12 protein-coding genes and 1 tRNA gene are annotated in these 12,198 nt (G+C 73.5%); 7 read left to right on the top strand and 6 right to left on the bottom strand.

All coding sequences use genetic code 11. From position 1 onward, the window contains the following. Nucleotides 1-120: 120 nt before the first annotated feature. Nucleotides 121-1,314, bottom strand: coding sequence for an acetate/propionate family kinase (locus tag AC3CCI_RS11860; RefSeq protein ID WP_354593175.1), 1,194 nt, complete (start codon nucleotides 1,312-1,314; stop codon nucleotides 121-123). Further along, the gene (gene pta, locus AC3CCI_RS11855; protein WP_354593176.1) at nucleotides 1,311-3,482 is read right to left on the bottom strand and encodes a phosphate acetyltransferase; all 2,172 of its coding nucleotides are present in this window, start codon (nucleotides 3,480-3,482) and stop codon (nucleotides 1,311-1,313) included. Before pta ends, AC3CCI_RS11860 begins: the two co-directional genes overlap by 4 nt. Nucleotides 3,483-3,556: 74 nt before the next feature. Here pta and AC3CCI_RS11850 point away from each other — a divergent pair, with 74 nt between their 5' ends. From AC3CCI_RS11850 to AC3CCI_RS11840, 3 genes are read left to right on the top strand one after another with little or no spacing between them, the layout of a single operon-like run. Next, complete coding sequence (locus AC3CCI_RS11850) at nucleotides 3,557-3,754, top strand: antitoxin VbhA family protein (RefSeq protein ID WP_056257705.1); 198 nt, start codon at nucleotides 3,557-3,559, stop codon at nucleotides 3,752-3,754. Next, nucleotides 3,751-4,326: a Fic/DOC family protein gene (locus tag AC3CCI_RS11845; protein WP_354593177.1), complete on the top strand. Its 576-nt coding sequence runs from the start codon at nucleotides 3,751-3,753 to the stop codon at nucleotides 4,324-4,326. Before AC3CCI_RS11850 ends, AC3CCI_RS11845 begins: the two co-directional genes overlap by 4 nt. A gap of 9 nt (nucleotides 4,327-4,335) precedes the next feature. Further along, nucleotides 4,336-4,827: a GNAT family N-acetyltransferase gene (locus AC3CCI_RS11840; protein WP_488627317.1), complete on the top strand. Its 492-nt coding sequence runs from the start codon at nucleotides 4,336-4,338 to the stop codon at nucleotides 4,825-4,827. A gap of 245 nt (nucleotides 4,828-5,072) precedes the next feature. Here AC3CCI_RS11840 and AC3CCI_RS11835 read toward each other — a convergent pair. Then, nucleotides 5,073-5,157 (bottom strand) — tRNA-Ser (locus tag AC3CCI_RS11835). A gap of 119 nt (nucleotides 5,158-5,276) precedes the next feature. On the opposite strand from AC3CCI_RS11835, the gene AC3CCI_RS11830 reads away from it, so the two are divergent. The 3 genes from AC3CCI_RS11830 to AC3CCI_RS11820 all read left to right on the top strand — a co-directional run bounded on the left by AC3CCI_RS11830 (nucleotide 5,277) and on the right by AC3CCI_RS11820 (nucleotide 7,098). Then, complete coding sequence (locus AC3CCI_RS11830) at nucleotides 5,277-5,801, top strand: YbaK/EbsC family protein (protein ID WP_488627316.1); 525 nt, start codon at nucleotides 5,277-5,279, stop codon at nucleotides 5,799-5,801. Nucleotides 5,802-5,920: 119 nt separating this feature from the next. After that, entirely contained in the window at nucleotides 5,921-6,301 is a 381-nt protein-coding gene (locus AC3CCI_RS11825; RefSeq protein WP_488627315.1) for an RNA-binding S4 domain-containing protein, read from the top strand. A 158-nt stretch (nucleotides 6,302-6,459) separates the two neighbouring features. Further along, nucleotides 6,460-7,098: a hypothetical protein gene (locus AC3CCI_RS11820; protein ID WP_354593181.1), complete on the top strand. Its 639-nt coding sequence runs from the start codon at nucleotides 6,460-6,462 to the stop codon at nucleotides 7,096-7,098. 6 nt (nucleotides 7,099-7,104) lie between these two features. Here the strand turns inward: AC3CCI_RS11820 and AC3CCI_RS11815 are convergent, their stop codons facing one another. From AC3CCI_RS11815 to AC3CCI_RS11805, 3 genes are all read right to left on the bottom strand, one after another. Further along, the gene (locus tag AC3CCI_RS11815) at nucleotides 7,105-9,087 is read right to left on the bottom strand and encodes a helicase HerA-like domain-containing protein (RefSeq protein ID WP_488627314.1); all 1,983 of its coding nucleotides are present in this window, start codon (nucleotides 9,085-9,087) and stop codon (nucleotides 7,105-7,107) included. A gap of 180 nt (nucleotides 9,088-9,267) precedes the next feature. Then, the gene (locus AC3CCI_RS11810) at nucleotides 9,268-9,978 is read right to left on the bottom strand and encodes a phosphatase PAP2 family protein (protein ID WP_488627313.1); all 711 of its coding nucleotides are present in this window, start codon (nucleotides 9,976-9,978) and stop codon (nucleotides 9,268-9,270) included. An 83-nt stretch (nucleotides 9,979-10,061) separates the two neighbouring features. Beyond that, nucleotides 10,062-11,291, bottom strand: a complete 1,230-nt coding sequence (locus tag AC3CCI_RS11805; protein WP_488627312.1) for a multidrug effflux MFS transporter — start codon at nucleotides 11,289-11,291, stop codon at nucleotides 10,062-10,064. A gap of 325 nt (nucleotides 11,292-11,616) precedes the next feature. On the opposite strand from AC3CCI_RS11805, the gene AC3CCI_RS11800 reads away from it, so the two are divergent. Continuing rightward, nucleotides 11,617-12,183 carry a TetR/AcrR family transcriptional regulator gene (locus AC3CCI_RS11800; protein ID WP_354593185.1) on the top strand — a complete coding sequence of 189 codons (567 nt, stop codon included), beginning with the start codon at nucleotides 11,617-11,619 and terminating at the stop codon, nucleotides 12,181-12,183. The last annotated feature ends 15 nt before the right edge of the window (nucleotides 12,184-12,198 follow it).

The following is a 12,198-nucleotide window of genomic DNA, read 5'->3' as shown; positions in this document are numbered from 1 at the left end:
GTCGACGACCGGGAGGACGAGAGCCCCGGAGGCGCGACCTGCGCTCCGGGGCTCTCTCGCGTCGTCCGCCGCGCGGCTCGCCCGCCCGGGCCCGACCCGTGCGGGACGGCCCGCGCCGGCTCAGCTGAGCGCGGCGGCCTGCCGGGCGATCTCGAGCTCTTCGTTCGTCGGGACGACGAGCACCTGGACGGGTGCGCCGTCGGGCGAGATGAGGCGTGCCTCGCGGGAGGCCAGCTCGTTGCGGTCGTCGTCGACGTGGATGCCGAAGAAGTCGAGGCCGAGCAGCGTGCGACGACGCAGCAGGGCGTTGTTCTCGCCGACCCCCGCCGTGAAGACGACGGCGTCGAGACCGCCGAGCTGCGCGACGTAGGCGCCGACGTAGTGCCGGATGCGGTGCCGGTAGACCGCGAGCGCGGCTTCGGAGACGGCGTCGCCGCGTGAGGCGCTGTCTTGCACGTCGCGCATGTCGCCGCTGCCGGTCAGGCCGAGCAGGCCGCTCTTCTTGTTGAGCAGCGCCTCGAGCTCGTCGAAGTCGAGCCCGGCCTCACGGTGCAGGTGGAACACGGCCGCCGGGTCGATGTCGCCCGAGCGGGTGCCCATCACGAGGCCCTCGAGGGGCGTCATGCCCATGCTCGTCTCGATCGAACGCCCCCCGTCGACGGCGGCGACCGACGCTCCGTTGCCGAGGTGCAGCACGATGATCTTGAGCTCGGAGAGGGGACGGCCGAGGAACTCGGCGGTCTTCTCGCTGACGTACTTGTGCGACGTGCCGTGGAACCCGAAGCGGCGCACGTGGTGCTTCTTCGCCAGCTCGGCGTCGATGGCGTAGGTGTAGGCCGCGGGGGCGAGCGTCTGGTGGAACGCCGTGTCGAAGACCGCGACGTGGGGCACGTCGGGGAAGGCCTCCTTCGCGGCCCGGATGCCCTGGAGGTTGGCCGGGTTGTGCAGCGGGGCGAGGGCCGAGAGGCGGTCGATCGCCTTCTCGACGTCGGCCGTGACGACCGTGGCGCGGTCGAAGTCCTCGCCGCCGTGGACGACGCGGTGGCCGACCGCGACGGGCGGGTACTCGGCGAACGACGGGCCGTGCGCGTCGAACGCCTCGAGCATCGCCGCGAAGCCGGCCGCGTGGTCGGCGATCGGCTGGGTGTCGTTGCGGGTCTCGTCACCCGTGACCTCGTTGCGGTGCCGGGTCGAGCCGACGTCTTCGCCGATGCGCTCGACGAGGCCGCTGGCGAGCGTCCGCTCGCCGTCGAGCTCGATCAGCTGGTACTTGAACGACGACGAGCCGGAGTTGACGACGAGGACGGTGCTCACGAGGGGGCTCCTTCGGGGGTGGGGGTGGTCGGCGCCGGGGCGACCGGTGCCGCGGGGGCGTTCTCGGCGGCCTGCGTGCCGGCCTGGATGGCGGTGATGGCGACGGTGTTGACGATGTCGCCGACGAGCGCGCCGCGCGAGAGGTCGTTGATGGGCTTGCGCAGGCCCTGCAGGACGGGCCCGACGGCGACGGCGCCCGCGCTGCGCTGCACGGCCTTGTAGGTGTTGTTGCCCGTGTTGAGGTCGGGGAAGATGAACACCGTCGCCCGGCCGGCGACCTCGGAGTCGGGCATCTTCGCGGCGGCGACGGTCGGGTCGGCCGCGGCGTCGTACTGGATCGGGCCCTCGACGAGCAGGTCGGGGCGACGTTCGCGCACGAGGGCGGTGGCGGCGCGCACCTTCTCGACGTCGGCGCCCGAGCCGCTGTCGCCGGTGCTGTAGCTCAGCATCGCGACGCGCGGCTCGATGCCGAACTGCAGGGCCGTCTGCGCCGACGAGATGGCGATGTCGGCCAGCTGCTCGGCGGTCGGGTCGGGGATGACGGCGCAGTCGCCGTAGACCAGCACGCGGTCGGCGAGCGCCATGAGGAACACGCTCGACACGACCCCCACGTCGGGCAGGGTCTTGATGACCTCGAAGGCGGGGCGGATCGTGTGCGCCGTCGTGTGCTTGGCGCCCGACACCATGCCGTCGGCCAGGCCGAGCTTCACCATCATGGTGCCGAAGTACGACACGTCGGTGACGGTGTCCATCGCCTGCGAGACCGCGATGCCCTTGTGGGCGCGCAGCTTGGCGTACTCGGTCGCGAACAGCACCTGGAGGCTCGGGTCGAACGGGTCGAGCACCCGCGCGGCGGAGAGGTCGAGGCCGAGCTCGGCGCCCCGGGCGCGGATCGCCGTCTCGTCGCCGAGCAGGGTGATGTCGGCCACGCCGCGTTGCAGCAGGGTCGAGGCCGCGCGCAGGATGCGGTCGTCGTCGCCCTCGGGCAGGACGATCTTCTTCCGGAGGCCGCGGGCCCGCTCGAGCAGCTGGTACTCGAACATGAGGGGCGTGACGACGCCGGACGGGCTCACCTGCAGCAGGCGCAGCAGCTCGGCACCGTCGACGTGCGTCTCGAACAGGGCGAGGGCGAGGTCGTACTTGCGCGGTGAGTCGGCGGCGAGTCGGCCCCTGGTCTGCGTGATGGCGAGGGCCGTGTCGTAGGTGCCGGTGGTCGTGGTGGCGATCGGCAGCGGACTGTCGAGGCCCTCGAGCAGGCGCTCGACCTGCGGGGCGAGGGCGAAGCCGCCGTTCAGCACGATGCCGGCGAGCGACGGGAACGTCTCGGAGGCGTGGGCGAGCACGGTCGCGACGAGGACGTCCGACCGGTCGCCCGGCACGACGACGACGGCGCCCTCGGTGAGCCGGGGCAGCACGTTCTCCATCGACATGGCCGCGACGACCACGCCCAGCGCCTCGCGGTCGAGCAGGGCGTCGTCACCACGCAGCAGCGTGGCGCCGGTGGCCTGCAGGACGGCCCGCATCGTCGGGGCCACGAGCACCCTGTCCTCGGGCAGCGTCCAGATCGGCACGCGCCCGGTGGGCGAGGACTCGAGGGCGTGACCGATGCCGTCGACCACCTCGTCGAGGTGGTCGGGGTCGACGCGGTTCGCGACGACGGCGAGCAGGCTCGCGTGCTCGCTCCGCAGCTCGGCCGTGGTCAGCTCGGCGACCTGGCGCATGTCGGCGCCGGTGCGCCGGGTCTGCCCGTCGGCGCTGCGGCCGCCCAGCACGAGCAGCACCGGGGCGCCGAGGTTCGCCGCGATGCGGGCGTTGTACGAGAGCTCGGTCGGGCTGCCGACGTCGGTGTAGTCGGAGCCGATGACGACGACCGCGTCGCACTGCCGTTCGACGGCGGCGAACCGGCTGACGATCGTGGCGAGCGCGGCGTCGGGGTCGGCGTGCACCGCGTCGTAGCTGACGCCCACGCACTCGTCGTAGGCGAGGTCGACGCTGTCGTGCGAGAGCAGCAGCTCGAGCACGTAGTCGCGTTCGTCGGTCGAGCGGGCGACGGGTCGGAACACCCCCACGCGGCCCACCTCGTGGCTGAGGGTGTCGAGCACGCCGAGCGCGATCGTGGACTTGCCCGTGTGGCCTTCGGCTGAGGTGATGTAGATGCGTGTCGACACCCCGCCAGCCTACGGGCGGCAGCCTTCGAGCCGCCGGGGAGGCGTGCCCCGCCCGGGGGTCGTAAGATCGGCCCGTGGCCACCCCGAGGAAGACCCGGACGGCGCGGTTCACCCGCGACGACGCCCTCGCGCGCGCGGTGGCGTCCACCCGCCTCGAGGGCGGGTCGCTCTCGGACGACCAGCGCCGCCTGATCGAGCGCTACCAGGCCGGTGAGCTCAGCGCGGACGACGTGACCGACCGCGTGGTCTCGGCCGCCCAGACCGAGCAGTGACCGACGACCCGTACTACTGGCCGGGCACGGTCGTGCTCGCGAACGCCTTCGACATCCACGATGCCGACGAGTTGCGCCGGGTCGAGGACGACCTCGCCGGCACGGTGCTGGCCCTGCTCGACGCCGTCGACCTGCCCGACGAGTACGGCCGCGAGCTGCTCTGCGCGATCCACTCGACCGTCTTCGGGCTGATCTACCCCTGGGCCGGTCGGCTGCGGACGGTGGGCATCACGAAGGGCGTCGGCTCGTTCACCCCGCCCGAGCACCTCGACGCCGCCCTGCACCGGTTCGAGGACGACCTCGCCGAGGCCCCCGACGGGTCCGACCGCCCGGCCTTCGTCGTGGCGCTCGCCCGCCTGTACCGCGACCTCAACCACGTCCATCCGTTCCGCGAGGGCAACGGCCGGGCGCAGCGGGCCTTCTGGGACCTCTGGTGCCACGAGGAGGGCTACCGCCTCGACTGGGCCTCGGTCACGAAGGACGAGAACGACTCGGCCTGCCGCGCCGGCGACGTCGGCGACCTGGGGCCCCTCGAGGCGATGTTCGACCGGGTGCTGCTGCGCGCCTCCTAGGCTGTCGGCATGCTGATCCGCACCGCGACCGAGGCCGACCTGGCCGGCGTCCTCGAGATCCACGCCGACGCCGTCGCGCACTCGAAGGCCATCTGGACCGACGCCACGCCGACCCTCGAGGGCCGTCGCGAGTGGCTGACGGCACACCAGGAGGCGCGGCGCGGCGCGATCGTCGCGGTGGACGGCGACGAGGTGGTCGGCTACGGCAGCTACGGCCCGTTCCACGCCAAGGACGGCTACCGGCACACCTGCGAGAACTCGGTCTACGTGCGGCCGGGCCACCAGGGCGAGGGCATCGGGCGGGGGTTGCTGACCGAGCTGGTGGAGCGGGCCACGCGCGACGAGCTGCACGTCATGGTGGCGCTGATCGAGGCGGGCAACGAGGCGTCGGTGCGGTTGCACGCGTCGCTCGGCTTCGAGGACGCCGGCGTGCTGCGCGAGGTCGGCACGAAGTTCGGCGAGTGGCTCGACCTCCGCTACATGACGCGCCCCCTGGCCTGACCCCGAGCACTCCCCCCGGGGCCACCGTCCGTCGAAGTCGACCCCCGCCCGCCCGCGGCGAATCCATCCGGCCCCCGACGGCCCCGGATGATCGACGCCCCACGCCCGCCCGTCCGCGGCGAAGCCGCAAGCGCCCGGCCACGTCCACGCCTGCCCGTCCGCGGCGAAGCCGCCCACGCCCGGAGGGCGCCGAACAAGCACAGAGCGAGAAATGGCTCCTCCCGAAGGGAGAAGCCATTTCGTCGCGGAGGATAGGGGATTCGAACCCCTGAGGGCTTGCACCCAACACGCTTTCCAAGCGTGCGCCATAGGCCACTAGGCGAATCCTCCAGGGCGGGCACGCGGCGGACCGGCGCACGACCGAGACCAGCGTACCGGACTCCGCGACGCCTGACGGACGCCCCGTGTCGGTCCGACTCATGAGGCTCCCTCATGGCTACGGTCGGGGCATGACCGACGCGCACCGCCCCTCCTCGGAGCACCTCGACGCCGCCGCCCTCCCGCCGCGCGCCCGCACCGTCGTCTCGGCCCTCCGTGCCGCGGGTGCCGACGGCGAGGTCCGCGCGTTCGACGAGTCGACCCACACGGCCGCCCAGGCCGCCGCGGCCCTCGGTTGCGAGGTGGGCGCCATCGCCAGCAGCCTGGTGTTCCGCACCGGCGACGAGGCGCTCCTCGTGCTCACGAGCGGCGCCCACCGGGTCGACACCGACCTCGTGGCCTCGACGCTCGGGCTCGGCCCGATCATGCGGGCGAACGCCGACCAGGTGAAGCGCGCGACCGGGCAGGTGATCGGCGGCGTGGCACCGCTCGGCCACCCGGCCCCGGTGCGGACGCTCGTCGACACCGCCCTCGGCGCCCACGACGTCGTCTGGGCGAGCGCCGGCACGGCGAACACGGTCTTCGCGACGACCTTCGACGAGCTCGTGCGCGTCACCGGCGGCACCCCGGTGCGCGTCGCCGACGACGACCTCTGACGCGAGCACGCCGTCCGACCCGACGACGACCTCCGACCCGGGCACACCCTCCGACCAGGGCACCTGCGGCGGGCAGGGCCCCGGCGGCCGACGTCGGCGGCCCCCCGTAGCATCGACGCATGCCACCCCTCACGTCCGCCCGCGTCGACGCCTGGCTCTGGGCCGTCCGTCTCTACAAGACCCGGTCGGCCGCGAACGCAGCCTGCCGCGCCGGCCACGTCCGGGTCAACGGCGAGCGGGTGAAGGCCGCCCAGGCGGTGCGCCCCGGCGACGAGGTGCGGGCCCGCATCGCGGGCTTCGAGCGCATCGTCGTCGTGAAGACCTGCCTGGTGAAGCGCGTCGGCGCCCCCGCGGCGGCCGAGGCGCTGACCGACCTGACTCCCCCACCGCCAGCGCGCGAAGAGGTCGCCGCCGTCCCGGTGCGCGATCGGGGGGCCGGGCGTCCGACCAAGCGCGACCGGCGCGAGATCGAGCGCCTCCGCGACCGCTCCGAGAACTGACACTCGCTCGACTCCCCCGATCGCGGGCTCCCCGCACTGGGGTGGAGCGGCCCGGTTTCTGTGCGTATGCATCGTCTACGCTGAAGGTGCGGCGCTGCCCCGACAGCAGCAGCCCCGGGTCGGGGGACCCGGGGTGACGCCCACCTCTGGGGGACGACATGAGCACGACCGACGCGGCGACGCCGACCGAACGGGGCACCGTCACGGTGCGGCCCCGGCGCGAGCTCGCCCGGGGCGCCACCCTCACCGGGGTGTTCAGCCTCTCCCCCGTCCTCGTCGCGGTGCTCTGGCTGACCCTGCCGACGGGCCACCAGGACGGCGTGCTCGCGGTGGCGGCCGGTGTCGTGGTCATGGGCCTGCTCATGTACTGGCGCTACCGCCTCTCGTTCGCCGCCGTCACCCGCACCGAGTTCGTCAAGCGCGGCTGGCTGCCCGGTTTCGTCCGCCTGCGACGCGACGAGGTCGACTCGCTCGTGCTCGTCCGCACCTACCGCGACCACTCGACCGAGACGGTCACCCAGCTGCTCGCCCTCGACGACGAGGGGCGGCGGCTGTTCCGCATGCGCGGCACCTACTGGTCCGAGTCCTCGGTCGACGCCGTCGTCGAGGCCCTCGGCATGCCGACGACCGTCGTGCCCCGGCCGCTCACGCGCCGCGAATTCTTCGCCGCCTACCCCGACAGCCCGTACTGGTACGAGAGTCGGCCGTGGATCGGCGTCACGATCGCGTGCGCCCTCTTCGCCCTGGCCACCGGCACCCTGGCCCTGCTCTTCCAGGCCTTCGGCACCAGCGTCTGAGTCGTCCTAGCGACGGCGCAACGTGCCGAAGATCCCCTTGACGACCTCGCGGACGACGGCCTTGCCGGCGCTCGACCCGAGCACCTCGCCGAGCAGCCCCCCGGACGCACCCGACGAGCGCGACCCCGAGGAGGCGCGGGTCGTCGAACCACGTCCGGCGCGTGCCTTCGCGGCCGCCCGCTCGGCGCGCTCGAACTCCGCCTGCTGACGTTCGTACTCGGCCTGGGCGGCCTTCCGCTCGCGTTCGGCGGCGGTCGCCGCCTTCGCGTCCGCCTTCTCGCGGGCCGCGGCCTCCTTCAGCCGGGCGTCGATGGTCGCCTGCCGGGCCGCCGCGTCGGTGCGCTCGCGCTGGTCGAGCGCCGCGGCCTCGAGCTTGCGGGCGAGCATCTCGCGGGCCGAGTCGCGGTCGATCGCCGCGCCGTACGCCGCGATCAACGGCGAGGCGGCGACCGCGGCCGTCATGACGTCCGCGGGGGTCGGCGACATCGATCCGCGCGGGGCCCGGAGGCGCGTCCAGGCGACCGGGCTGGGGGCGCCCTTCTCGTCCATGACCGTCACCACCGCCTCCCCCGTGGCCAACGTCGTGAGCACCTCGGCGAGGTCGTAGTCGCTCGTCGGGTACGTCGACACCGTGGCCCGCAGGGCCTTGGCGTCGTCGGGGGTGAAGGCCCGCAGCTGGTGCTGCACGCGCGAGCCGAGCTGCGCGAGCACCTCGCCGGGGACGTCCTTCGGGGTCTGCGTTACGAAGACGATGCCGACGCCCTTGGACCGGATCAGGCGCACGGTCTGCGTGATCTGCGCCAGGAAGTCCTTCGACGCGTCCGTGAAGAGCAGGTGCGCCTCGTCGAAGAAGAAGACGAGCTTCGGCTTGTCGAGGTCGCCCACCTCGGGCAGGTCGTTGTAGAGGTCGGCGAGCAGCCACATCAAGAAGGTCGAGAACAGCGCCGGCTGGTCGTGCACGCCGGGCACCTCGAGCAGGCTGACGATGCCGCGCCCGTCGTCGGCCGTGCGGAGGAACTCGGCGGTGTCGATCTCGGGCTCGCCGAAGAACGCGTCGGCGCCCCGGTCGGCGAAGGTGATCAGCTCGCGCAGGATGACCCCGACGGTCTGCTTGCTGAGCCCGCCCAGGCCCTCGAGCTCGCCCTTGCCCTCGTCGCTCGTCAGCCACGACAGCACGGCGCGCAGGTCGGCGAGGTCGAGCAGGGGCAGCCCGGCCTGCTCGGCGTAGTGGAACACCAGGCCGAGGCTGCTCTCCTGCGTGTCGTTCAGGCCGAGCACCTTGCTGAGCAGCAGCGAGCCGAAGCCGCTGACCGTGGCGCGGACCGGCACCCCCGTGCCCACGCCCCCGAGGGCGAAGTACTCGGTGGGGGCCGCCTGCGGCGACCAGTCCTGCCCGATGCCCCGCGTCCGCGCGAGCAGCTTGTCGTTCGCCTCGCCCGGCGTCGCGATGCCCGAGAGGTCGCCCTTGACGTCGGCCGCGAACACCGGCACCCCGGCGGCCGAGAGCTGCTCGGCCAGCACCTGCAGGGTCTTCGTCTTGCCCGTGCCGGTCGCGCCGGCCACGAGCCCGTGCCGGTTGAGCATCGACAGCGGGATGCGCACGGGGACGTCCGCCCGGGCCTCGCCGTTCACGAGCGCGCCGATCTCGAGCGCGGGACCCTCGAAGCCGTAGCCCGCACGGACGGCGTCGACGGCCGATTCGTCGAGCGGCCCGCCGACCGGCATCGGCAGCCCCTCGACCGGGCTGCCCGCCACGGTCTCGGGTTCGGTGAGCCCCGCGTCGGCGGCGGCGTCGGCGACGTCCGCCTCGGCTGCCGCCTGCTCCGGGTCGGCGGCCGCGTGATGCGGCTCGGCGGCGCTGGACGCGGCCGCCTCGCTCGCGAGCTGCTCGGCCCGCGCGAGTGCCGCCTCCGCGTCCTGCTTCGCCTTCTCGGCGGCGGCGACCGCGGCGGCGGCCTCCGCCCTGGCCTGCTCGAGCGCGTCCGTCATGTCGCCAGCCTAGGCACCCCCGGGGCTGCGGTCCGGGCGAGTTCGTCGACGCCGGTCGGCTGCGGACGCCCGGCGGTGGCGGACACGCCCGCCCTCGGCGGCGCGACCCCGGACGGCGACACCGCCGAGGTCGGGCCGAGGCGAGGGGCCGAGGTGAGCCGCCGAGGTCGGGCACCGCGGTCAGGCGCCGCGGCCCTGCCAGATCCAGCCGCGACCGCGGACGCGCTCCTGCTCGGCGAGCAGCCGGTGCGCCACGGGGGCCCAGAGCACCACGGCGACCCCGGCCCCGATCAGGAGGCCCCCGATCGTGTCGGTGAGCCAGTGGGCACCGAGGTAGGTGCGGCTCAGCAGCATGAGCACGGTGTAGACCGCACCGGCGACCCACACCCAGACGCGCCGCAGGATCACCCCGAGCACGACGGCCAGGGTCGCGGCATTGGCGGTGTGACCCGACGGGAACGAGCCGTAGTCGCTCACCACGAGGATGTCCTCGGGCCGGGCCCGCCCGAAGGCGTGCTTGACGACCTGCACGACGCCGGCGCTGACCGCGCACGCCGCGATCCAGTACAGCGCAGCCCAGGGGCGACGCCGCAGCAGGAAGACCGCGGCGACGCCGAGCGGCACCACGAAGACGCCGACCACCCCGGCCCCGATCGAGTCGAAGACCAACGACGGGACGTCCCAGAAGGGGCTGCGGTGCTCGACCAGCTCGCCCATGAACCGCTCGTCGACGCCGATCACGCCCGCGCGCGCCGTGATGACCACGCCGAGCAGCAGCACGACCCCGATCGCCCCGAGGGCGCTGAACACCCACCACCGCCGCTGGACGCGGCGCGCCACCCGCTGTTCGGCGGGGGATGCGGGCTTGGGGGCGAGCGGGTCGGTGCGCATCCCCAGACGGTACCGGCAGGCGCGGGCCGGCGACCGCACGGTGCCGCCGCGGCGTCCCGGCGCGTCCCCCGAGGAGGCGCGGGTCAGCGACCGAGCGCCGGCACCGTCCGCGGGCGCACCAGCAGCCACAGGCTCGCGATCGCCACGCAGGAGGTGGCGATCATCACGCTGCCCATCGGCACGGCCGAGCCGATGCCCAGGAATCCGACCACCGGCGAGATGAGGCCCGCCAGGCCGAAGTTCAGCGCGCCGAGCAGCGACGCCGCCGTCCCGGCCTCCTTGCCGTGGTTGGCGAGCCCGAGCACCTGCACCTGCGGGAACGAGAAGCCGCAGGCCGCGATGAAGAACCACAGGGGCACGAGGATTCCGACGAGCCCGGCACCGAGCGAGTCGAGCACGACGATCGCCGCGGCCGCGAGCAGCAGCACGACGGTCGAGCAGGCGAGGATCCACTGCGGCCCCACCCGGCGGGCCAGCCGCGAGCTGATCTGGACGCCCGCGACGATGCCCAGCGAGTTGATCGCGAACAGGTAGCCGTACTGCTGCGCGTTGAGCCCGTAGACCTCCTGGAACAGGAACGACGACGCCGACAGGTACGAGAACAGGCCCGAGAAGACCATGGCCCCGATCAGGGCGACGCCGACGAAGATGCGGTCGCCGAACAACACCTTGTAGCGCTGCCGCAGGGTGCTGTGCCCGGCCTCCTGGCGCCGCGCCGGGGGCAGGGTCTCGACGATGAGGAAGATCGCGGCGATGATCACGAAGGCGCCGTAGGCGACCAGGAAGACGAAGATGCCGCGCCAGCTCGTGAAGGCCAGCAGCTGCGACCCGATGACGGGCGCGACGATCGGGGCGAGCCCGTTGACCAGCGCCAGGCGCGACAGCATGCGCACGAGGGGCAGCCCGCCGAACAGGTCGCGCACCGTCGCCATGGCCACGACGCCGCCGGCGGCCGCGCCCATGCCCTGCAGCACGCGGAACGCCGCGAGCAGTTCGATGGTCGGCGCGCTGGCCGCACCGATGCTGGCGAGGATGTGCACGGCGGTGGCCACGATCAGCGGCGTCCGCCGACCGACCTTGTCGCTCCACGGTCCGACGAGCAGCTGCCCGACCCCGAAGCCGATGGTGGTCGCGGTCAGCGTCAGCTGGATGACCCCGCTGTCGACCGAGAAGTCGCGACTGAGCTCGGGGAAGGCCGGCAGGTAGAGGTCGATCGTGAACGGTCCGAGCGCGGTGAGCGCGCCGAGCACGACGACGTAGACGAGCCGTTGACGGCGGGTCAGGGAGTCACCCGGGTGGACGACGGTGGTCACGAGGCAGGTCCTGTCTGGAGGGGTCACGGAGGGGTGGTCACGGGCCGGAGGACGTCAGGAGGCGCGGCCGCGGCGGGCCGGACGACTCACGGGTCGAATCGATGCGATCGCGTCGACGCGGACGACCGCCACGTGGTTCGAGGGGGTGGGAGGAGGGAGGGGGACGGCGTCGGTGCACGACACCCGTCGCATCCCAGCCTATCCCGCTGGCGAGGCCCCCCGACAGTCCCCCCGGCGCCTTGCCGTGTCGGCGTGCCACCCCGGTCTAGGCTCGACCTGGCCTCGGACGCGACCGTCCCGTCCCGGGCCCCGAGGAGGAACGTCCATGGTCGACGCGCGCATCGTCCAGACCACGAAGGCGCTGCACGCCGCCGTCGTCGAGCTCGCCTCGACGCGGGCCGTGTCGAGCATCTCGGTCGCCGACGTGACCAGGGCCGCGGGCATCAACCGCGCCACCTTCTACAGCCACGCGACCTCGCCGGGCAGCCTGCTCACCGCGGTGCTCACCCCCGAGCTGGACGCGATCCGGGCCGAGGACCACGCCCTGCGGCTCGAGGGCCGGGCCGACGGCCCCGAGGCCACCCGGCGCGCCATCGAGAAGGTCGTCGACCACGTCGTCCGGTACCGCGAGATCTACCGCCTCGCCCTGCCCGACCCCCTCGACGCCTCGATCCACCAGGCCCTGGCCCGGCACTTCGAGGAGTCCAGCGTGCAGCACCTGAGCACCCTGCCCGAGGGCAGCCTGCCCCAGGGGCTCTCGGTGCACATCGCCGCCGGGCACCTGGCGCACGGGCTCGTGGGCGCCATCGAGGCCTGGCTTCGCGGCAAGCGCACGAGCCGTCGGGCGCTGCTCGACACGATGACGCTCATGCTGCCCACCTGGTGGGGCTGACCGGCGGCCGTCCGC

Source organism: Frigoribacterium sp. CF331 (genome assembly GCF_057787905.1).
This window is presented reverse-complemented; position numbering and strand designations above follow the sequence as displayed.